The organism is Sulfitobacter sp. D7, from assembly GCF_003611275.1.
Taxonomy (GTDB): Bacteria; Pseudomonadota; Alphaproteobacteria; order Rhodobacterales; family Rhodobacteraceae; genus Sulfitobacter; species Sulfitobacter profundi.
This window is the reverse complement of sequence record NZ_CP020694.1, coordinates 1,342,274-1,362,556: the sequence shown is the minus strand read 5'-3', so window position 1 is coordinate 1,362,556 and position 20,283 is coordinate 1,342,274. Positions and strand designations below refer to the sequence as shown.

The 20,283-nt window shown below is 63.2% G+C and carries 18 protein-coding genes; 10 read left to right on the top strand and 8 right to left on the bottom strand.

Annotated features, from left to right (window positions below; all coding sequences use genetic code 11):
- Nucleotides 1-161: 161 nt before the first annotated feature.
- Nucleotides 162-3,044 (top strand): hypothetical protein, encoded by a 2,883-nt coding sequence (locus tag B5M07_RS19410; RefSeq protein WP_162931824.1) that lies wholly within the window; start codon nt 162-164, stop codon nt 3,042-3,044.
- A gap of 78 nt (nt 3,045-3,122) precedes the next feature.
- Here the strand turns inward: B5M07_RS19410 and hppD are convergent, their stop codons facing one another.
- Complete coding sequence (gene hppD, locus B5M07_RS06595) at nt 3,123-4,217, bottom strand: 4-hydroxyphenylpyruvate dioxygenase (protein WP_067626134.1); 1,095 nt, start codon at nt 4,215-4,217, stop codon at nt 3,123-3,125.
- A 138-nt stretch (nt 4,218-4,355) separates the two neighbouring features.
- Here hppD and B5M07_RS06590 point away from each other — a divergent pair, with 138 nt between their 5' ends.
- On the top strand, nt 4,356-4,811 hold the full coding sequence (locus B5M07_RS06590) for an Lrp/AsnC family transcriptional regulator (protein ID WP_067626139.1): 456 nt from the start codon (nt 4,356-4,358) through the stop codon (nt 4,809-4,811).
- 18 nt (nt 4,812-4,829) lie between these two features.
- Entirely contained in the window at nt 4,830-6,743 is a 1,914-nt protein-coding gene (locus tag B5M07_RS06585) for a monovalent cation:proton antiporter-2 (CPA2) family protein (protein WP_120350702.1), read from the top strand.
- Between the two features lie 44 nt (nt 6,744-6,787).
- Here B5M07_RS06585 and cobT read toward each other — a convergent pair whose 3' ends face one another.
- A complete protein-coding gene (gene cobT, locus B5M07_RS06580) occupies nt 6,788-7,801 on the bottom strand; it encodes a nicotinate-nucleotide--dimethylbenzimidazole phosphoribosyltransferase (RefSeq protein WP_120350701.1) in 1,014 nt (337 codons plus the stop codon).
- Nucleotides 7,802-7,880: 79 nt separating this feature from the next.
- Here cobT and cobS point away from each other — a divergent pair, with 79 nt between their 5' ends.
- Nucleotides 7,881-8,687, top strand: a complete 807-nt coding sequence (gene cobS / locus B5M07_RS06575; protein WP_120350700.1) for an adenosylcobinamide-GDP ribazoletransferase — start codon at nt 7,881-7,883, stop codon at nt 8,685-8,687.
- A gap of 52 nt (nt 8,688-8,739) precedes the next feature.
- On the opposite strand, the gene B5M07_RS06570 is transcribed toward cobS, so the two are convergent.
- The 5 genes from B5M07_RS06570 to B5M07_RS06550 all read right to left on the bottom strand — a co-directional run bounded on the left by B5M07_RS06570 (nt 8,740) and on the right by B5M07_RS06550 (nt 13,896).
- Nucleotides 8,740-9,252, bottom strand: a complete 513-nt coding sequence (locus tag B5M07_RS06570; protein WP_007120274.1) for a CarD family transcriptional regulator — start codon at nt 9,250-9,252, stop codon at nt 8,740-8,742.
- A gap of 314 nt (nt 9,253-9,566) precedes the next feature.
- Complete coding sequence (gene fdxA, locus B5M07_RS06565; protein WP_067262482.1) at nt 9,567-9,902, bottom strand: ferredoxin FdxA; 336 nt, start codon at nt 9,900-9,902, stop codon at nt 9,567-9,569.
- Between the two features lie 52 nt (nt 9,903-9,954).
- Nucleotides 9,955-10,338 carry an RNA-binding S4 domain-containing protein gene (locus B5M07_RS06560; RefSeq protein WP_120350699.1) on the bottom strand — a complete coding sequence of 128 codons (384 nt, stop codon included), beginning with the start codon at nt 10,336-10,338 and terminating at the stop codon, nt 9,955-9,957.
- The gene (locus B5M07_RS06555) at nt 10,339-13,323 is read right to left on the bottom strand and encodes a helicase-related protein (RefSeq protein WP_254693968.1); all 2,985 of its coding nucleotides are present in this window, start codon (nt 13,321-13,323) and stop codon (nt 10,339-10,341) included.
- Nucleotides 13,324-13,338: 15 nt separating this feature from the next.
- The gene (locus B5M07_RS06550; RefSeq protein ID WP_120350698.1) at nt 13,339-13,896 is read right to left on the bottom strand and encodes a hypothetical protein; all 558 of its coding nucleotides are present in this window, start codon (nt 13,894-13,896) and stop codon (nt 13,339-13,341) included.
- Between the two features lie 74 nt (nt 13,897-13,970).
- Between B5M07_RS06550 and B5M07_RS06545 the strand changes: the two genes are divergently transcribed.
- From B5M07_RS06545 to B5M07_RS06520, 6 genes are read left to right on the top strand one after another with little or no spacing between them, the layout of a single operon-like run.
- Nucleotides 13,971-14,261 carry an SCP2 sterol-binding domain-containing protein gene (locus tag B5M07_RS06545; protein WP_067262473.1) on the top strand — a complete coding sequence of 97 codons (291 nt, stop codon included), beginning with the start codon at nt 13,971-13,973 and terminating at the stop codon, nt 14,259-14,261.
- Complete coding sequence (locus tag B5M07_RS06540) at nt 14,261-15,208, top strand: alpha/beta fold hydrolase (protein ID WP_120350697.1); 948 nt, start codon at nt 14,261-14,263, stop codon at nt 15,206-15,208. The genes B5M07_RS06545 and B5M07_RS06540 overlap by 1 nt, the downstream gene beginning before the upstream one ends.
- Before the next feature lie 57 nt (nt 15,209-15,265).
- Nucleotides 15,266-16,270, top strand: coding sequence for a ligase-associated DNA damage response exonuclease (locus tag B5M07_RS06535; protein WP_120350696.1), 1,005 nt, complete (start codon nt 15,266-15,268; stop codon nt 16,268-16,270).
- On the top strand, nt 16,267-17,865 hold the full coding sequence (locus B5M07_RS06530) for an ATP-dependent DNA ligase (RefSeq protein WP_120350695.1): 1,599 nt from the start codon (nt 16,267-16,269) through the stop codon (nt 17,863-17,865). The genes B5M07_RS06535 and B5M07_RS06530 overlap by 4 nt, the downstream gene beginning before the upstream one ends.
- 56 nt (nt 17,866-17,921) lie before the next feature.
- Complete coding sequence (locus B5M07_RS06525; RefSeq protein ID WP_120350694.1) at nt 17,922-19,742, top strand: M3 family oligoendopeptidase; 1,821 nt, start codon at nt 17,922-17,924, stop codon at nt 19,740-19,742.
- Nucleotides 19,742-19,984 carry a hypothetical protein gene (locus tag B5M07_RS06520; RefSeq protein ID WP_254693967.1) on the top strand — a complete coding sequence of 81 codons (243 nt, stop codon included), beginning with the start codon at nt 19,742-19,744 and terminating at the stop codon, nt 19,982-19,984. The genes B5M07_RS06525 and B5M07_RS06520 overlap by 1 nt, the downstream gene beginning before the upstream one ends.
- A 2-nt stretch (nt 19,985-19,986) precedes the next feature.
- Here the strand turns inward: B5M07_RS06520 and B5M07_RS06515 are convergent, their stop codons facing one another.
- Nucleotides 19,987-20,256 (bottom strand): DksA/TraR family C4-type zinc finger protein, encoded by a 270-nt coding sequence (locus B5M07_RS06515; RefSeq protein WP_120350693.1) that lies wholly within the window; start codon nt 20,254-20,256, stop codon nt 19,987-19,989.
- Nucleotides 20,257-20,283: the final 27 nt, after the last annotated feature.

Sequence of the window (20,283 nt, the reverse complement as noted above, 5' to 3'; positions counted from 1 at the left end):
CTTTCCGTGCATCAATGCGCCGCCATTTGCCCATCGCGGGCCCCCGCTGACAAGCACCTGCGCCGCGCGCACCCTTCCCTTGGGCGAACTCCTGCTCTATCCTTCGCGAAGACTGCGGCGCGTCTGTAAGTGCGCCCGACCCCATGCTAAAGTCGACCCCGATGAAGCCGAATTTTACCCTCTCCCTGTCGTTCGACGGCATTCGTTTGCTCCACCGCACATCGGGCGGCTGGCAGCTTGTTGGTGAAGTGGCGCTCGACAGCGCCGATCTGGCGGCGGAACTGGCGGTCTTGCGCAAAACCGCGACGGCATTAGAGCCCGGCGGGCTGCGCAGCCTGCTGCTGATCCCCGACGCGCAAATCAAATATCTGGCCATCGACACCACCGGAATGGACCCCGCCGCCCGCCATGCCGCAGCGGCTGAGGCGCTTGAGGGGGCAACGCCCTATCCGGTGGCTGATCTGGTGTTCGACGTCCACGCCGATGGCGCGCAAAGCCATGTGGCCGCCGTGGCCCGCGAAACCTTGGAAGAGGCCGAAGCCTTTGCGGTGGAGCACCGTTTCCACCCTGTCAGCTTTGCCGCCGCCCCTGCCGCCGAGGCGTTTGTAGGCGTGCCGCATTTCGGCATGACCCAAGCCGCATCGGCGCTTTTGGACCCCGGCGAAACCGTGACCCCCGAAGCGGAGCCCATCGTGATCTCCGGCGTGATGAGCGCGCCTGCGGGGCCGATCGTGGACACGGATGAGACGACGCCCGTGGCCGACACATCAGTGGCAGACACACCGGTGGCCGATACGCCCGTGGCCGATACGCCCTTGGCGGAACCTGATCTCGCAGCTACGCCCGAAGAGACACCGCCGCCGGCAAAGGAAGACCTGCCCGAGTTGGCCACCCCCGAGGAATCGCCGGAAACACCCCCGGCGGCGTTGGAGCCGACCCCCAAAGAGACGCCCCCGCCCCTTGAGGAAGACCTGCCCGCACTGGACGCGGCAGTGATCCCTGCGGCAGAGGAAACAGAAGCGTCAGCCCCCGCGGCAGAGGCTGAACTGGCCCCCACGCCAAAAGAAACGCCACCGCCAGTGGAAGAGGACCTGCCCGCGCTGGATGCCCCTGCGCCCGCCGCAGAACCGGCTGAGGCTGCGCCGCTATCGACGCCCCCCGCCAGCGGCAGCGTTGCGGCCTCCGCTGCGCCACTGGCCGCAGCGGCCGCAGCACAGGCCAAGCCGCCCGCCGCCCCGCGGTCTGAGCCTTCGCGCAGGGTCGATTTCTCTGCCCCGCCGTCGCGCAGCGCCCCTGCTGCCGGTTTCGCAAGCCGCCGTGGCGGGACTGAGAGTGCACCCAGCCTTGGTGGTGCGAGCCGCGCGACACCGCCGCCTCCGCCCGCCGCGAAGCCGGAACCATCGCCCGCACCCGCGCCCAGCACGCCGTCGCTGCCCGTCGGCGCGCCTTCGCCCGCCGCGGCCCCGCTGGCCCCGCAGATGCCCGTCGAACCGGCAGCCACCGCCGCCGCGGCAGTGGCCGCAGCCCCCCAGCCCGACAGCAGTTCTCTGACGCCCGAAGCGCCCTCCTCCGGTGGGGCCTTCCTCAGCCGTCGTAAGCCCAAGGCATCGAAAGACCGTCGGTCGGCCACCGCCGCCGCGGCCACCGCCACCCCCGCCTCAGAAGCCGATCGAATGACCGTTTTCGGCGCCCGTCGCCGCAACGAAGTCGGCGGCAAGCCGCGTTTCCTTGGCTTGATCCTGACAGCGGCGCTCTTGGTTTTCCTTGCAGGTGTCGCCGCTTGGGCCTCGATCTTCCTTGACGAGGGCAGCGCCCTCTCGCGGCTCTTTGGCGATCGCAGCCCGCGCAGCACCGCCGAAGCCTTGGCCCCGGCGGAAACGCCCAGCATCGACGAAGAAATCGCCGTGCTGCCCCCTGAACCAGCTGAGCCGGACGCGATTGAAACCGCCGCGTTGGACGCCGGTCTGACCGATGAAGACGGTGCCGTGCTCGACGCCCTGCGCGACCCCGAGCCGCGCCCCCTGACCGAGATGACCGAGGCCGAGATTGACGCCAAATATGCCACCACCGGCATCTGGGCCCGCGCACCGGACGTGCCCCCGGCCCCGGCGGCGGCAATTGATATCGACGATCTTTACCTCACCAGCATCGACCCGATCAGCAGCACGACAGATGCCGTGGCCCTGCCCTCGGTCGATGCCTTTGGCACCGATACGGCCCCCGGCGCGGTCAGCTCACCCGTAGCGGCAGGCACGCAATTTGCGCTGGACTCCCGCGGTCTGGTCAAACCCTCAGCCCAAGGAGCGCTCAGCCCCGATGGGCATCTGGTCTACCTTGGTCGCCCCTCCGCCGAGCCGCCCGCCACACTGACCCGGCCAGAGGCCGAACCGGTGGCCCCGGAGGTCGATAACGCCTTGGCAGAGGCCCGGCCCCGCGACCGGCCCGATGATCTGGAAGAAACCACCGAACGCGCGCAGCTTGATGGGCTGACGCGCTCCGAACTGGCGGGCCTGCGCCCGCAGTTGCGGCCAAAGTCGGTTCAGGAAGAGGCAGAAGAAGCGCTCGTCGCTGCCGCCCCGCCCGAAGTGACCGTTGATCCGATTGACACCAGCGGCGCCGTTGCCGCCGCACTTGCCACGCCTCCGGCGATCCAGAACGCCACGAAACAGGCCACCACCCAATCACGCCGCCCCGATACGCGGCCCCGCAATTTTGACCGGATCGTGAAACGCGCCGCCCGCGATGCGGCCCCCGCACAGGTCGCCAGCGTCGCCCCCAAAGCGGTGCAGCCGCGCTTTCCGTCCAAAACCTCGGTCGCGAAACAGGCCACGGTGAAGAATGCGATCAACCTGCGGGACGTCAATCTGATCGGGGTCTACGGCAAACCATCGAACCGCCGCGCCTTGGTCCGGCTCAGCAATGGGCGCTATCAAAAGGTTGAGGTGGGTGACCGTATCGATGGGGGCCGCGTCTCTGCGATTGGGGACAGCGAGTTGCGCTATGTCCGCCGGGGCCGCAATGTCGTGCTGAAGATGCCGAACTAACGCCGGTTCGACTGCCCGCAACCGCGCGCAAAACGGGGCGCCGAAGCGCCCCTTCACCCCTCCCCGAATGTGCTTTTCTTACGAGGTCTCAAGCTCGCCGTTGTCGATCTGCTCTTGCTCGATCGATTCAAACAGCGCTTTGAAGTTGCCTTCGCCGAACCCGTCATCGCCCTTGCGCTCAATAAACTCAAAGAAGATCGGGCCGATGACCGTTTTCGAGAAAATCTGCAACAGGATGCGCGTCTCGCCCCCGTCGACGACACCTTCGCCGTCGATCAGGATGCCGTGTTTCTGCATCCGGTCCAGCGGCTCTTCATGGCCGGTCACGCGGTCCTTGCTCATCTTGTAGTAGGTCTCGGGCGGGCCGGGCATGAATTTGAGACCGTTGTCGGCAATCGCATCCGTGGCGTCATAGATATCGCGCGCGCCCACGGCGATATGCTGGATGCCTTCGCCGTTGTACTTCTTCAGATAGGCCACGATCTGCCCGGTCTCGCCGCGGTCTTCGTTGATCGGGATGCGAATGCGGCCACAGGGCGAGGTCAGCGCGCGGCTGGTGAGGCCGGTGAACTTACCTTCGATGTCAAAGAAGCGAATTTCGCGGAAGTTGAACAGATCGCCGTAGAACTTGAACCAGACATCCATATTGCCCTTGTGGACATTATGCGTGAGGTGATCGAGGTAGTAGAACCCAACGCCCTCGGGCTTGGAGGTCGCGATCCAGTCGTATTCCCAATTGTAGGGCGAGGTGTCGTAATACTGATCAACGAAATAGATCAGCGAGCCGCCGATCCCCATGATTGCAGGCACGTCCAGCACCTTTCCATCGCCTTTGTATTCCTCGGCCCCCTTGGCGACCGCATGTTCCAACGCCTTTTGTGCATCGACCACACGCCAGCCCATCGAGGGTGCGCAGGGGCCATGCTCTTCGACGAAACGCGCGGCAAAGCTTTCGGGGTCGTGGTTCAGCACATAGGTGATGTCACCCTGCTGCCAAAGTTCGATCTTTTTCGTCTTGTGATTGGCGACATGGGCATAGCCCATTTTGGTAAAGACATCGCGCAGCGCCTGCGGGTCGGGGCTGGCAAATTCGACAAACTCGAAACCATCGGTGCCGGCGGGGTTCTCTGCCGTGATCTGCGATTTCGGGGCGTCATGTGGGAAAGGGCCCATGTCAGTCTCCTCTGCTTTTGGGATTTGGCCCATGATACGATGCACGTTCCGCGCTGTTTGCGCGTTTCGCGGCATGGTTCTGGTAATTTTCGCGCAAGAAGAGCATATTACCCATAAACCATGCGGGAAATACGCATCATGTTGGATGAAACAGATCGGCGGCTGCTGACGGCACTGCAAAAAAACGCCCACCTCACGGCGCAGGAACTGGGCCAAGAGCTCAACCTATCCTCCAGCCAAGCCGGGCGCAGGCGGCAGCGGTTGGAGGCAGAGGGCTATATTCGCGGCTATCATGCGCGGCTCGATCCGGTGCGGATGGGGCTTAATGTGCAGGGCTTCGTGCAGGTGCATCTGGGCACCCACGGGCCAGAGCATTCGGCCAGCTTTGCGCGGCTTATGGCCACCCGTCCCGAGATTGTGAGCGTTTGGACGATGACGGGGGATGCGGACTATCTCTTGAGAGTCTATTGTGACGATCTGCCGAGCCTGAACAGGCTCATTCACGACGTTCTTCTGCCCCATCAGGCCGTTAGCCGGGTGCATAGCCAGATTGTCATGGACCAACTGAAACAGGACGGGCCGCTGCCCACCTGACATTGAGAGAGGACCGCAATGGAAGGTTTCCTGTTCCAAGCCTCCGTCTATCTGGCCGCCGCCGTGATCGCCGTGCCGATTGCCGCGCGATTGGGGCTTGGGTCGGTGCTGGGCTACCTCGCGGCGGGCATTCTGATCGGCCCGGTGTTAGGACTGGTCGGGTCCGAGACGAAGGACGTGCAGCATTTCGCGGAATTCGGCGTGGTGATGATGCTGTTCCTCATCGGGTTGGAACTGGAGCCCCGTGCGCTCTGGGACATGCGGCATCGGCTTTTGGGCTTGGGCGGGCTGCAGGTGCTGCTGTCGACAGCGGCGCTGATGGCCATCGCCATGGCCTATGACCAGCCGTGGCGCGTGGCGCTGGCGATTGGTCTGACACTCGCGCTTTCTTCCACGGCGATCGTGTTGCAGACCCTTTCGGAAAAGGGATTGATGCGAACACAGGGGGGCAGATCCGTCTTCTCGGTGCTGTTGACCCAAGATATCGCGGTGATCCCCATCCTCGCCTTCCTGCCGCTGCTGGCCACGGGGCTTGCCGGGGGGATCCTGCCCAACGGGGCGATTTCACTTGATCCCCAAGAGGTCGAGAACGCGCATCTGAGCGCGGAGGCCAGCCACGGCAATGACGCCGCCCATGCCGCCCAGACCTTTGTTCAAAGCCTGCCCGGCTGGGGCGTGACGCTGGTAACCATTGGGGCCGTAGCGGCGATCATCCTCGTCGGCATCTACCTGACCCGGCCCGTGTTCCGCTATATCCACCTTGCCAAACTGCGCGAGATGTACACGGCGCTGGCGCTGCTGATCGTGGTGGGGATTTCCTCGCTGATGACGGTGGTCGGGCTCTCACCCGCGCTTGGTGCCTTCCTCGCCGGTGTGGTCTTGGCCAGCAGCGAATTCCGCCACGAGCTAGAGACCGACCTTGAGCCCTTCAAAGGGCTGCTCTTGGGGCTGTTTTTCATCACCGTCGGCGCGGGCATCAACTTTGTCCTGCTGTTCGAAAAACCGCTAATCCTGATCTGCATGGCGCTTTTGGTTATCATCGTCAAAGCGCTGATCCTCATGGTGCTAGGCCGCCTGTTCCGTCTGAAAGGACGCGATGGCTGGCTGTTTACGCTGGCACTCGCGCAGGCCGGGGAGTTTGGCTTTGTGCTGGTCAGCTTCTCCCTCGCCACCGGTGTCATGCCCGACCCGATTGGCGAGACGCTCTTGCTGGTGGTGGCGCTGACCATGCTGATCACGCCGCTGCTGTTTATCCTGCACGACCTGATCAGCCGACGCCTTGACGACAGCGCCCCCGTCATCGCCGATGAGATCGACAGCAGCGGTCCGGTGATCATCGCGGGCGTGGGGCGTTTTGGGCAGATGGTGAACCGGATGGTACAGGCCAGCGGCTTTCAAACCGTCGTGTTGGACCACAACCCCGAGACCATCGCCGTCATGCGGCGCTTTGGCTTCAAAGGTTTTTTGGGTGATCCGACGCGGCCCGACATCCTGCGCAAGGCGGGTTTGCAAGAGGCCAGCGTGCTGGTGGTGGCGCTTGATGACCCGAAATCGGCGGTCTCTCTGATCTCCTACGCGCGCAAGGAGAACCCGCATGTGCATATCGTCAGCCGCGCGCGCGACCGCGAAGAGGTCTATCGCCACTATCAGGCCGGGTCGAATGACATCGTGCGCGAGATGTTCGACAGCTCCCTCAGGGCCGGGCGATATGTGTTGGAAAACATGGGGCTTTCGGATTTCGAAGCGAACGAGGCGCAAAAGCTATTCTATGCCCATGACCGGGATTCGGTCCGCGAATTGGCGGCCCTCTGGCGCCCAGATGTGCCCCCTTCGCAGAACGCCGCCTATGTCGCCCGGGCGAAAGAATTGCAGAAAGACTTGGAAACGGCCTTTCTCAATCTGGGTGAAAGCAAGGGCAAGGAAAGCGCCTGAACCGGGCAGCTAGCCCCCTTTCCGGGGGGCTGCCCGGCACCGCGCTATGCGTCGCTGACGCCCGCTTCGGCAAAGGTGGCCATCCCTGCGTGACAGGCAAGGGCGGTCTTAAGGATGCCGATCGCCAAGCCCGCGCCAGAGCCTTCGCCGAGCCGCAGGTTCAACTCCAGCAGCGGCTCCTTGTCCATCGCGCCCAGCAGACGCCGGTGGCCGCTTTCCGCGCTGAGGTGGCCCGCAACGCAGTGATCCAGCGCGCCCGGTGTGGTGCGCGCAAGGCCAAGCGCGGCGGCGCAGCAGATGAAACCATCTAGGATCACAGGGATGCGCAGCTGCCGCGCCCGCGCCATGGCCCCGGCCATCGCGGCCAGTTCGCGGCCACCAAGGCGGCGCAGGCTCTCCAACCCGTCACCCTTGTCCGCGTGCAGGGCAACGCCCTCGGCCACGACGTCGGTTTTCTGCGACAGGCCCGCATCATCCACCCCGGTGCCCCGCCCGGTCCAGAATTCGGCCCCGCCGCCCAAGATCGCGCTGGCAAGGGCAGCGGCAGAGGTGGTGTTGGCGATGCCCATTTCGCCCACGACCAAAAGATCGGCCTCGGAGTTCACCGCCTCCCAACCTGCGCGCAGCGCTTCGAGGAATTCATCCTCGTCCATCGCGGGCTCAACGGTGAAATCCTTGGTCGGCTTGTCCAAGGACAGCGGGACCACATCAAGGCTCGCCCCATTCATCCGCGCGATTTGGTTGATCGCCGCCCCGCCGTGCTGAAAGTTCGCCACCATCTGCGCGGTCACCTCTGCCGGAAAGGCCGAAACACCCCGCGCGGCAACCCCGTGGTTGCCCGCAAAAACGATGATCTGAGGCGCTGCAATCTCGGCCCGGGCACCGCTGCGCCAGCCTCGGTACCAGATCGCCAGTTCCTCTAACCGGCCTAGCGCCCCGGGAGGTTTCGTGAGGATGCTATCATGGGCGCGCGCCTCTTCCATCGCGGCGCTGTCGCAGGCGGGCATCGCGCGCAGAAGGCTGCGAAATTCGGAAAGACTGGCGAAAGACGTGTTCATATGCGGCCCTTTGCGGATTGATATTCAATCGTTTCTAGCCTTAGCCTGTCGGCGCTGAAAGTGCCGAAGGGGCGAAATAATGGCCATTCCCGACATCACCACCCTTAGGCACGCCTTTCGCGCCCGCGACATCGCGGTGGCCTTTGCCCTGCTGACCCGCCTGCCCCTGCCGCATTTCCACTTCCCGACCGAGCCGCAGCGCCCACCGGCCTGCAGCGCTTGGGCCTATCCGCTGGTAGGCATTGTGCTGGCGCTAATCGCGGGGGCCGTGGGGCTGGCGTTAACACGGATGGGGGCAACCCCGCCGCTGACAGCGGCTTTCGTGCTGCTTGCGTTGGTGATGCTGAGCGGGGCGATGCATGAAGACGGCCTCGCTGATTGCGCCGATGGGTTCTGGGGCGCTTGGACGGCAGAGAAACGGCTGCGCATCATGAAAGACAGCGTGATCGGCACCTACGGCGTGGTGGCGCTGGTGCTGTCGCTGTTGCTCCGGTGGTATCTGATCAGCGAACTGATCACGGATGAGGCGCTGATCTGGGCGCTGGTCATCGCCTCTTGCGGGTCACGCGCCGCGATGGTCTGGGTGATGGACAGCCTGCCGACGGTGCGCCGCGACGGGCTGTCAAACCGCACCGGCCGCCCCGGCGAATTGGCGACGGCGGTGGCGGTGCTGATCGGGGTGGTGGTGATCGTGGTTGCGCCGGACTATTCAGCATGGCGCTTGGCGCTTTTGGGGCTGCTCGGGGCGCTGGTGGTGCGGCAGATCGCCAAACGCAAGATCGGCGGGCAGACCGGCGATGTGCTGGGCGCGACTCAACAGGTGACAGAGATTGCCCTGCTAACAGGCTGTCAGATGATGGCCTACGGCTGGCAGGCCATCCCCTAACGAAAAAACCGCGCCCCTAGGGGACGCGGCATGATCTCAACCTGCGGCGCTCTTAGGCGGCTACGCGGCTTTCCAGCACATCGCCCACCTGTTTCGCGGCGGCGAGTTCGTCGCCCCCCGAAACGGCGGCCACTTCGCGGGTCAGACGCTCAAGGGCGGCTTCGTAAAGCTGACGCTCGGAATAGCTCTGCTCGCGCTGGTCGTCGGTGCGGTGCAGGTCGCGCACCACCTCGGCAATAGCAATCAGATCGCCGGAGTTGATCTTTTGCTCATACTCCTGCGCGCGGCGGGACCACATGGCGCGCTTGACCTTGGCCTTGCCCTTGAGGGTCTTCATCGCGTGGTTGATCACGTCGGGCGTGGACAGCGCGCGCATGCCAATTTCGGTCGCCTTATGGGTCGGTACCCGCAGGGTCATCTTGTCTTTCTCAAAGGAAATCACGAACAGCTCCAGCGCGATGCCGGCAACTTCCTGCTCCTCAATCGAGACGATCTGCCCCACGCCATGCGCAGGGTAGACGACGAATTCATTGGGGCGGAAATCAAGCTTTTTCGATTTGGTCATATAGGTCGCTCCTTGGCGCGCGGGGGAAGCCCCGCCATTAACTCAGACACCTGAACAGCACGTAAAACGCATGCGAAGCGCAGCCTGAGCGGCCTGCGATCGGGTGCGTTTAATTTAGAAATGTGAGGTCAACCTTGGCAGCAGGGTCGAAACATTATCAGGCTCGTGTGTTACAGCTTGAAGACATCATAGCACAGAATCACGCCGTCCGAAAGCTACACCAAGTCCTACTTGGCGGTTTCCCGGTCATTCCAGCGGTTTAACCCGAAATCTTGAGGTCACAAAGCGGCAACAAAGCGCGAATCGGTTGGGCCTCAACCGCCCTCGCCCGGCTTTTCCGAGAAGAGCTCCATCTTGCCCTCTTTGCCGTCCATCTCCTCTGCCTCGGGCAGCGGGTCTTTCTTGGTGATGATGACGGGCCAAAGCTCGGAATACTTGCGGTTAAACTCAACCCACTTTTCCATGTCCGGCTCGGTGTCCGGGCGGATCGCATCGGCGGGGCACTCAGGCTCGCAGACGCCGCAGTCGATGCATTCATCGGGGTGGATCACCAGCATGTTCTCGCCTTCATAGAAGCAATCCACCGGACATACTTCGACGCAGTCGGTGTATTTGCAGGCGATGCAGGCGTCATTCACGATATAGGTCATGCGGGAAACTCTGGCTGGGTATGTGAGGGACTAGCTAAACCGGGGCGCGGGATCATTCAAGGTGGCGTGCCTTAGAAAGATCAAGCTGCCTGCGGTCGCGCTTGGTCGGGCGGCCCTTTCCCTCAAAACCGGGATTTTCGGGCTGTCTGTCCTTTGGTTTTGGCTGCGGTGGGGACAGATCGGTATAAAGCGACTGCGCCTCAGGGGCCGGACCCCGCCGCTGGCCTATTGCCTCGATCCGGATGACACGAACGTGATCGCCCTGGCTGAAGGTCAGCACATCGCCGGGGCCGACGTTGCTGGCGCGTTTCTGGGTGGGGGTGCCATTGATCCGAACCGCGCCGCCCGCCACCTGAGCGGCAGCGAGCGAGCGAGTCTTGAAAAAGCGGGCGTGCCACAGCCATTTGTCGAGCCGCAGTTTTGCGCCCGCCTCCACTTACTTGTCGTCCTTCAGCCCCATCAGCGCGGCGGCAAAGGGGTTATCAGGGTCAATCTGCTTTTCCTTGCGCGGCGGACGCGCAGAGAAGTTTTGCGATTTGCCGCCCTTGTCACCACCGGGCTTGCGCCCCTTGCCCTTGGCGGGCTTGCCACGCGGCTTGCCCTGCCCCTGAGGACGGTCCCCCCCGCGGCGGTTGCCACCGGCATTGCCGCGCGGGCTGCGCGCCCAAGTGAAGATATAATAGGTCTCCAACTCCGGCCCGGCGACATCGGCGTCAGGTGCGGTGCCCTGCGGAATTTCTTCGGCCGGTACTTCAGGGATGTTGGTATCGACCTCGGGGTCTTCCGCCGCAACATCGGCCATAGGCGCAATGCCATCGTCGGGCATCTGGGCCACGTCCGCCGGGCGGTCGTCGGGGTTGGTCTCATCCGATGGGGTTTCGATGATACCGCCTGCGGGCTCCTCGGCGGCGACATCCATGATTGGCTTGTCTGCCGCGTCATCGCCGGGCAGATCGCTGTCGAGCTTTTCGGGCACGTTGGTATCGGCAGAGGGGTCCATTGCATCATGGCTGCCATCTTTCGGCATCACGACATCAACGGGTTTCACCTTGGTCCGCTCGTCTTTTTCCGCCTTGTACCCCAAGCCCTCCATCAGGTCGGCGAATTGCTCAAGCGTCATGCCCGTGATCGACAGCATGTCAGGCTTGGCTTCGAACCCACCACGGGAATCTTCGGCGCGCAGCATGTCGGCCAAACGCTCCAGCATGTCGATGCGGATCGCGCGTTTGCCTGCATTGCGGTAGCCCGACATGGTGTCGGCCCCTTCGGGCGCGCCGGTTTCGACCGGAATGGTCACCAGACCGGGAGGGGGCGATTCCGGGAACTCGTTCAGGCCCTTGCTGAGCGACCATAGCACCAAGCGCAGACGTGTCGGCGCAGGCTTGAGCATCAGCGGCATAAAGATAGTGAACTGGCCAAAGCGGATGCCATGTTTACGCAATGCGCCGCGGGCGTCTTGATCCAGCGCTTTCACGTCCTCGGCCACTTGGGCGCGCGGCAGAATGCCGAAATTCTCAACCAGTTGGAAAGCAAAGCCACGGGCCAAGCCGGTCAGCGTCTCATCCTTGCTCAGCCCCAGCAGCGGCTCGAACAATGCGGCAACCTTGCGGTCGATGAAGTGCTGCAAACGGCGCTTCACCTTCTCCGCCACTTCGGGACCGGCGATATCATCGACGAAAACCTCGACCTGCGGCTTCAGCGCGTCGCTGCCAGCGGTCAGTTTACCAACCGCAGCGCTGCCCCACATCAGGCCGCCCTGTTCGGTGAAATCAATCTCGGTATCGGGTGCGTTGTAGAACCGGTCGGCACGCAGATGGAACTGCGGAGCCAAGGCCTGCAATGCGGCGGTTTTCACCGTCTTGTCCTCGGCCGCGCCCGCGCCCTTGTCCACCCGAAAGCGGAACCCGTCCAGCTTGCCTACAAATTCACCTTCAACGGTGACTTCACCGGTCTCGTTTACATCGGCCACCATGGCTTCCTTCTGTCCAAGCCGGCGCAGCAATACGGATGTGCGCCGATCTACAAATCTTTGAGTCAAACGCTCATGCAGAGCATCCGACAAGCGGTCTTCTACGACACGCGTCGTGTCGCGCCAATGGCTTTCGTCCCTCGTCCAGCCTTTGCGCTGCGCAACGTAGGTCCATGTGCGAATAAACGCGAGTCGTTTGGACAACGCATCAATGTCGCCATCGGTTCGATCAATTCTCTTGATTTGTCGCCCAAGCCAATCGTCGGGGATATATCCGCGCTGGTGCAGGTCGTTAAAAATGGTCTCCAAAAGCCCCGCATGTTCCGCGTGGCTGATGCCGCGAAAGTCGGGAATACGGCAGACATCCCAAAGTAGCCGCACCGAAGCGCCGTCGGTGGCGCGGGCAAAAACTTCATCCACCTGCGCCAGCGCTTTCAAGGCCCGCAGATCATCGGATTCACGCGCCCGCACCAACCGCTCATCCTCAGGGGGCATTTCCAGCGTCTGGATCAGCCGATCGATGCTGCCGAACTGCAGAGCGTGGTTGCGCCAGTTCACTTTGTTCTGCGGGGTAAAGTTGTGATCCATGATCGCGCGGGCCACGTGATCGTCCAGCGCAGGCGCATCGCCGGTGGTGCCGAAGGTGCCGGACTTAAACCCGCGCCCCGCCCGGCCCGCGATCTGCGCCAACTCATTCGGGGCCAGCGGCCGCATGCGACGCCCGTCGAATTTGGAAAGCGCCGAGAAGGCCACGTGATCAACGTCTAGGTTAAGCCCCATGCCGATGGCATCGGTGGCGACCAGATAGTCGACTTCTCCGTTCTGGTACATCTCTACCTGCGCATTGCGCGTGCGCGGGGAAAGTGCGCCCATCACCACGGCTGCACCGCCCTTTTGGCGGCGGATCAGCTCGGCGATGGCATATACATTCTCAACCGAAAACCCCACGATCGCGCTGCGCGGCTTCATTCGGCTTATCTTTTTCTGACCAGAATAGACCAATTCGCTCATCCGGTCGCGGCGCATGAAATCGACACCCGGAACCAGCGCCGCGATGGTGCCGCGCATCGTATCAGACCCCATGAACAAGGTCTCATGCAGACCACGCGCCCGCAGCAAGCGGTCGGTGAACACATGGCCCCGCTCGGGGTCGGCGCAGAGCTGGATCTCATCAATGGCCACGAAATCCGCGCCCATCTCTTGCGGCATCGCCTCAACGGTGCAGACCCAGTATTGCGTGCGCGGCGGCACGATCCGCTCTTCGCCCGTGACCAAGGCCACGACCGAGGGGCCACGCGCCTTGACGATCCGGTCATAAACCTCACGCGCCAGCAGGCGCAAAGGCAGGCCGATCACTCCGGTCCGGTGCGCCAGCATCCGCTCGATAGCATAAGTCGTTTTGCCGGTATTTGTCGGGCCGAGAACGGCCACGACGCGCTTGTTGCCTGCCACCTGTTTATCCTTGAATTAAAGCTCGCGTCCGATGCCGTCCCGGCGCAGACCCTCAAGGGCCGACCGGGCGTCTTCGTGATGCGGGTTGAGGGCGAGCACCTTACGGTAAAGCGCCGCGGCGCGGCCCAGATCTCCGAACTCCTGTATCATCACGGCAAGCCCGAAGATCGCGTTGTAGTTGTTGGGGTTCAGCGCCAGCGTCCGTTCCAGATCATCCAGCGCGGGACCATAGAGGTTGGCCGCATAATAGGCCTGCGCCCGCGTGTGAAACCCTTCGGCAAACTCGGGCGCGTGATCGGTCAGCGCAGTCAAATGCTCAATCGCCAACCGGCTGTCGCCATTTGCCATCGCTTCGCGCCCTCGCGACAGCAGCAAATCCATCGAGGCCGAGCCGGACCGCTGCCAATGCGCTTCGATCTCATGGGCGATTCTGGGGGCTTCGGCCGCCGGGGCCTCGCGCAGCTTTTGCATAAGCTCAGGCAGCGCCCCCTCGGCCACGGCCATGCCCGCAAGCAACACAAAGCCACCAACTGCCGCAACGGTATGTTTGAGGTTGACGGGTATGATGCGCATAACAAAACTGAATGTAACAGGCTGCCGCCGCAATTCCAGACGTAGCGGGGCCAAATGCCAAAAAAGGGCGAGCGATGAGCGATATTGTGAACGAAGCGGTTGTGGTGCTGAACGAAAAGCTGGCCGGCAGCGATTTTGACGGCACGGCCAAGTTCGACATCGAAGGCGAAGGCACCGTGATGATGGACGAAAACGGCGCCCGCGCTGCTGACGAAGAAGCGGACGTGACGCTCAGCGCCGACGCCGAAACCTTCCAGTCGATTCTCGAAGGCGACACCAACCCGACCTCCGCTTTCATGACCGGTAAGCTCAAGATCGACGGCGACATGGGCATGGCGATGAAGCTCGCTGCTGTGCTCGGCTGATGCGGCTGGACCCGGCCCCGCTTTTTACCGATATCGCCCCCGGCCCCGAGGGGGGCCAAGCCCATTGGGCCGAGACATCGGATGGCAAGCGGATCAGGCTGGGTCATTGGCCCTGCGCCGGGGCGCGCGGCACGGTGCTGCTGTTCCCCGGGCGTACCGAATATATTGAAAAATACGGGCTTTGCGCCGCCGACTTCGCGCGGCGCGGCCTTGCCACCATGGCGATTGACTGGCGCGGTCAAGGTCTGTCGGACCGGCTGCTGCCAGATACCCGCATCGGCCATGTGGATGTTTTCAGCGACTATCAAAAAGACGTTGCCGCCATGCTGCGCGCCGCGCGCAGCCTGAACCTGCCGCGGCCCTATTTCCTGCTGGCGCACTCCATGGGGGGCTGCATCGGGCTGCGCGCCGTGATGGAGGGGCTGCCGGTGCAGGCCGTCGCTTTCACGGGCCCGATGTGGGGCATCTATGTCGTCCCGCACCTGCGCGCCGTTGCTTGGTCCTTGGCGCAGTTCATGCCCCGGGTCGGACAGGGCCACCGCTTGCCGCCGGGCACCAAGATCGAAGCCTACCCCGCCATCGCCCCTTTCGACGACAACCTGCTGACCACCGACCCGCAGATGTACGACATGATGCGCGATCAACTGGCCGCCCATCCTGAGCTTAGCCTTGGTGGCCCCAGCTTCGTCTGGCTGCGCGAGGCGCTGGCCGAGACGAAGCACCTCGCCGGGCGGTCCGCGCCCAACATTCCTTGCGTCACCTATCTTGGCAGCAACGAGCGGATCGTCGCCACAGACCGCGTCCACAAGCGCATGGCGCAGTGGAAAGGCGGGCGGCTTGAGATTGTGCCGGGCGGCGAACATGAGGTGCTGCTGGAGACCCCCGAGTTGCGCAAGCCGATCTTCGATGGGCTGGAAAAGCTCTATCTGGGCAATATCACCGGTTAACCCCGCTCAGGCGTCATTTTCCTGTGCAATCGGCCCGCGCCGCCTAGATTGCTTGGGATGACACGTGAACCCGTCCTTACCTTCACCGAAAACGGCATCTATTGCCCTGCAGGTGACTTTTACATCGACCCTTGGCGCCCCGTTGACCGGGCGTTGATCACCCATGGTCATGCCGACCATGCCCGCGACGGGATGGGCAGTTACCTTGCCACCCACGCTGCCCTGCCCGTTATGCGCCACCGCTTGGGCGAGATCGCCATCGAGGGCATCGCCTATGGCGAGAGGCGGCAGATCGGCGGGGCCACGGTCTCCTTCCACCCGGCGGGCCATGTGCCCGGCAGCGCGCAGATCAGGGTTGAGGTCGGCGGAGAGGTCTGGGTCGCGTCGGGCGATTATAAGGTGATCGACGACGGCATGTCAGAACCCTTTGAGCCGGTTCAGTGCCACCATTTCATTACTGAGAGTACCTTTGGCCTGCCGGTCTTTCGCTGGGCACCGCAGGCCGAGGTGGCAGCGCAGATCAACGACTGGTGGGCGGGTTGCAAGGCGGCGGGCAAGACCGCTTTCCTCGGGGCCTATTCGCTGGGCAAGGCGCAGCGGCTCCTGTCGATGCTCGATCCCACGATCGGACCGATCCTGACCCATACTGCGGTGGAAAATACCAATGCGGTGCTGCGCGGACAGGGCATCACCCTGCCCGAGACCACGCTCGTGACGCCCGATCTCGTCCCCAAAGACCACCCCGGCGCGTTGGTGCTGGCGCCGCCCTCGGCCTTGGGCAGCCAATGGGCGCGGCGCTTTGGACCGCAGGAGAGCGCCTTTGCCTCGGGCTGGATGGCGCTGCGCGGGGTGCGCAGACGGCGCGCGGGGGATCGTGGATTTGTCATCTCGGACCATGCGGATTGGCATGGGCTGCTTTGGGCCATCCGTGAGACTGGCGCGGAAAACATATATGTAACCCATGGTTACACCGATATCTTCACGCGTTACCTTAACGACGAGGGCTGGAACGCGCAGGTCGTCCCGACCCAGTTCGACAGCGATGGAGGCGACAGCGAATGAAGGACTTTGCCGCTCTTTTCAATGCCGTCGACCAGACCACCAAAACCACGGTAAAGGTCGCCGCCTTGGCCGAGTATTTCACCACCGCGGCCGAAGACGACCGTCTTTGGACCGTGGCGCTTTTCTCAGGCCGCCGCCCGAAACGCGCCGTCACCACGACCCGCCTGCGGGAATGGGCGTCTGAGGCGTCCGGTGTGCCGCTGTGGCTGTTCGAAGACAGCTACGCCATCGTCGGCGATCTGGCCGAGACCATCGCGCTGGTCCTCCCCCCGGTAGAGAACGACGACACCGGCACGCTGACCTCGTGGATCAACGCCCTGCGCGGGCTGAAAGACGAAGACGACGCGGCGCGCAAGGCATTCGTCCTTTCGGCTTGGCAACAGCTTGGCGGCACCGAGCGGTTCCTGTTCAACAAGCTCATCACCGGCGGTTTTCGCATCGGCATCAGCCAAAAGCTGATGACCCGCGCCCTGTCCCGCGCCAGTGGCCGCCCCGAGCCGGAAATGGCGCACCGCCTGATGGGTAACTGGCACCCCGATGACGTGACGTGGCACAGCCTGATTGAGGCCGAAGACGCCAGCGCCGACGCCTCGCGCCCCTTCCCTTTCTACCTCGCCTATGCGCTGGAAGACGGACCAGACGCCTTGGGCGACCCGACCGACTGGCGGGCGGAATGGAAATGGGACGGCATCCGCGGCCAGTTGATCCTGCGCGATGGCGACTACTTCGTCTGGTCGCGCGGCGAAGAACTGATGACCGACCGCTTCCCCGAGCTTGCCCGCGCAGCCGATCACCTGCCGCCGGGCACGGTGCTCGACGGCGAGTTGCTGGTCTGGCAGCCGGGGGCCGAATTCCCTTCATCTTTCAACGCATTGCAGGCCCGCATCGGACGCAAGACTGTGCCCAAAAAGCTGCTAAAGGAAGCGCCCGTGGTGCTGCACGCCTACGACCTGCTGGAATGGCAGGGCGAGGACATCCGCGACCGTCCCTTTGCCGAGCGCCGCGCGCTGTTGGAGCAGGCCGCAGCCGATTTGCCCGCCGACGCGCCCGTGCGCCTGTCGCCGCAGCACCAATTCACCGATTGGGCCGAGCTGGCCACCCTGCGCGACACCGCCCGTGAGGCGCAGGCCGAGGGGTTGATGCTGAAACGCGCCGACAGCCCCTACCTGTCGGGCCGCAAAAAGGGCGACTGGTGGAAATGGAAGCTGGATCCGCTGACCATCGACGCGGTGATGATCTATGCGCAATCGGGCTCGGGCCGCCGGGCGAACCTTTTTACCGATTTCACCTTTGCAGTCTGGAACGGCAATGATCTGGTGCCCTTCACCAAGGCCTATTCCGGCCTGACGGATGCCGAGTTCCGCCAGATCACCGCATGGGTGCGCAAGAACACACAGCAACGCTTTGGCCCCGTGCGGCAGGTGACCCCGCATCATGTATTCGAGATCGCCTTTGAAGGCATTCAACCCAGCCCGCGCCATAAATCCGGCGTCGCCCTGCGGTTTCCGCGCATGCTGCGCTGGCGCAAGGACAAGCCGCTGCAAGAGGCCAACACCCTCGACGATCTGAAAGAAATGCTGCGCATCTACGGATAGGTTGTTCCGGCCCGCCCGGAGGCATAGATGTGACGAAACGCAAATGAGGTACACCGATGTTTCAGCTTCCCTTCCCGCTTCACGATGCCAACGCCAGCGCCGGGGGCAAAAACCTCGGCGATCTGCCGGAATGGGATCTGAGCGACCTTTACACCGCCGAAGACGCGCCCGAACTGAAGCGCGACCTCGACTGGCTAGAGGAAGCCTGCGCGCGTTTTGCCACTGATTACCAAGGCAATCTGGCCGCGCTCGACGCCAAAGGGCTGCTCGACTGTGTGCTGCGCAACGAAAAGATCAATCAGGTCGCGGGGCGCATCATGTCCTACGCGGGCCTGCGCTATTACCAGCAGACGACGGACTCAGGCCGGGCCAAGTTCATGTCCGACTGCCAAGAGAAAATCACCGATTACACCACGCCGCTGGTCTTTTTCACGCTGGAACTGAACAAACTGCCCGACGATCACCTTGCCAAGCTCTTGGACGAAAACCCGGATCTGGCACGCTACAAACCCGTCTTCGACCGTATCCGCGCCATGAAGCCCTATCAACTGTCGGATGAAATGGAGAAATTTCTGCACGACCTCGGCGTGGTCGGCGATGCTTGGGAGCGGATGTTCGACGAGACAATCGCCGGGCTGGAATTCGAAGTCGACGGCGAGACGCTTAACATCGAAGGCACGCTGAACCTGCTGACCGACCCCGACCGCGCCAAACGCGAAGCGGGCGCGCGCGAATTGGCCGAGGTGCTGGGCCGCAACATCCGCACCTTTGCCCGCGTCCACAACACGCAGGTAAAAGAGAAAGAGGTCATCGACCGCTGGCGCGGCATGGAGACACCGCAGACCGGGCGGCACCTCAGCAACCATGTCGAGCCCGAGGTGGTCGAAGCGCTGCGCAACGCCGTGGTCGAAGCCTATCCGAAGCTGAGCCACCGCTACTATGAGCTGAAGCGCAAGTGGCTCGGCCTTGATGTGATGCAGGTCTGGGACCGCAACGCGCCGCTGCCGATGGAAGACCCCAAGGTGGTCGACTGGGCGCAGGCCGAAGCGACCGTGATGGAAGCCTATACCGCCTTTGACCCGCGCATGGGCGAGTTGGCCAAGCCGTTCTTCACCAAGGGCTGGATCGACGCGGGTGTGAAACCGGGCAAAGCACCGGGCGCCTTCGCGCATCCCACCGTGACCGACGTGCATCCCTATGTGATGCTGAACTACCTCGGCAAACCGCGCGACGTGATGACGCTGGCGCATGAGTTGGGCCATGGCGTGCACCAAGTGCTGGCCGCCGATCAGGGCGAGATGCTGTCCTCGACCCCGCTGACATTGGCCGAAACGGCCTCGGTCTTTGGCGAAATGCTTACCTTCCGCAAAATGCTCGACAAGGCCAAGACGCAGTCAGAGCGTAAGGTGCTGCTGGCTGGCAAGGTCGAGGACATGATCAACACGGTCGTGCGCCAGATCGCCTTTTATGATTTCGAGTGCAAATTGCACGAAGCGCGCCGCGGCGGGGAGCTTACGCCCGACGACATCAACGCGCTGTGGATGAGCGTTCAGGCCGAGAGCCTTGGGCCAGCATTCGAGTATATGGACGGCTATGAGACCTTCTGGGCCTATATCCCGCATTTCGTGCATTCGCCCTTCTACGTCTATGCCTATGCCTTTGGCGACGGGCTGGTAAACGCGCTCTACGCAGTCTACGCCGAGGGCGAGGAAGGCTTTGAAGAGAAGTATTTCGACATGCTGAAAGCAGGCGGTTCGAAACACCACAAGGAGCTTCTGGCCCCCTTCGGGCTTGATGCCTCTGACCCCGCCTTCTGGGACAAGGGACTGTCGATGATCTCTGACATGATCGACGAATTGGAAGCGATGGAGGTCTGATGTCCCTCGCCGAGCGCATGAAGGACAGGTTCGCGCCGTTCTTTGCTTGGGTCCAAAGGCGGGTCCCGCCCGGGTTCAGGTTTGCGCTCGGCCTGCTGCTGATCTGCGGCGGCATCCTTGGGTTCTTGCCGATCCTCGGCTTTTGGATGCTGCCGCTTGGTTTCATGGTGGCGGCGATGGATGTGCGGTTGTATCGGCGCTGGCGCTCTCTTCGGCGTCGGCGCCGGGCAATGCGCCCCTAACATCACTTCAACTGGCTGTCTTTCGACCCGCGCCGGTTTATCCCGCCGCGCATCTGCGCCTGCCCGTCCCGGTCGCGCACGCAATCAATGCAAAGTTTCACCCCCGGCAGAGCGATACGTCGTGCTTCGGGGATAGGCTCTTCGCATTCCGCGCAATGGGTCAGGCTCTCACCCACCGGCGCGCGGCGGGCTTTCAGCCGTGCCAATTCGTCCGATATGGATGCTTCGATCTGTTCGCTTACCGCGCCATCACGCGCCCATCCGCCTGCCATCCCACGCCCTCCTGTTGCTATGCTCAT

What these genes read in the sequence shown, in the direction of transcription:
- B5M07_RS19410 (WP_162931824.1), top strand. Translation starts at nt 162, where the DNA reads ATGAAGCCGAATTTTACCCTCTCCCTGTCGTTCGACGGCATTCGTTTG.
- hppD (WP_067626134.1), bottom strand. Translation starts at nt 4,217, where the DNA reads ATGGGCCCTTTCCCACATGACGCCCCGAAATCGCAGATCACGGCAGAG.
- B5M07_RS06590 (WP_067626139.1), top strand. Translation starts at nt 4,356, where the DNA reads ATGTTGGATGAAACAGATCGGCGGCTGCTGACGGCACTGCAAAAAAAC.
- B5M07_RS06585 (WP_120350702.1), top strand. Translation starts at nt 4,830, where the DNA reads ATGGAAGGTTTCCTGTTCCAAGCCTCCGTCTATCTGGCCGCCGCCGTG.
- cobT (WP_120350701.1), bottom strand. Translation starts at nt 7,801, where the DNA reads ATGAACACGTCTTTCGCCAGTCTTTCCGAATTTCGCAGCCTTCTGCGC.
- cobS (WP_120350700.1), top strand. Translation starts at nt 7,881, where the DNA reads ATGGCCATTCCCGACATCACCACCCTTAGGCACGCCTTTCGCGCCCGC.
- B5M07_RS06570 (WP_007120274.1), bottom strand. Translation starts at nt 9,252, where the DNA reads ATGACCAAATCGAAAAAGCTTGATTTCCGCCCCAATGAATTCGTCGTC.
- fdxA (WP_067262482.1), bottom strand. Translation starts at nt 9,902, where the DNA reads ATGACCTATATCGTGAATGACGCCTGCATCGCCTGCAAATACACCGAC.
- B5M07_RS06550 (WP_120350698.1), bottom strand. Translation starts at nt 13,896, where the DNA reads ATGCGCATCATACCCGTCAACCTCAAACATACCGTTGCGGCAGTTGGT.
- B5M07_RS06545 (WP_067262473.1), top strand. Translation starts at nt 13,971, where the DNA reads ATGAGCGATATTGTGAACGAAGCGGTTGTGGTGCTGAACGAAAAGCTG.
- B5M07_RS06540 (WP_120350697.1), top strand. Translation starts at nt 14,261, where the DNA reads ATGCGGCTGGACCCGGCCCCGCTTTTTACCGATATCGCCCCCGGCCCC.
- B5M07_RS06535 (WP_120350696.1), top strand. Translation starts at nt 15,266, where the DNA reads ATGACACGTGAACCCGTCCTTACCTTCACCGAAAACGGCATCTATTGC.
- B5M07_RS06530 (WP_120350695.1), top strand. Translation starts at nt 16,267, where the DNA reads ATGAAGGACTTTGCCGCTCTTTTCAATGCCGTCGACCAGACCACCAAA.
- B5M07_RS06525 (WP_120350694.1), top strand. Translation starts at nt 17,922, where the DNA reads ATGTTTCAGCTTCCCTTCCCGCTTCACGATGCCAACGCCAGCGCCGGG.
- B5M07_RS06520 (WP_254693967.1), top strand. Translation starts at nt 19,742, where the DNA reads ATGTCCCTCGCCGAGCGCATGAAGGACAGGTTCGCGCCGTTCTTTGCT.
- B5M07_RS06515 (WP_120350693.1), bottom strand. Translation starts at nt 20,256, where the DNA reads ATGGCAGGCGGATGGGCGCGTGATGGCGCGGTAAGCGAACAGATCGAA.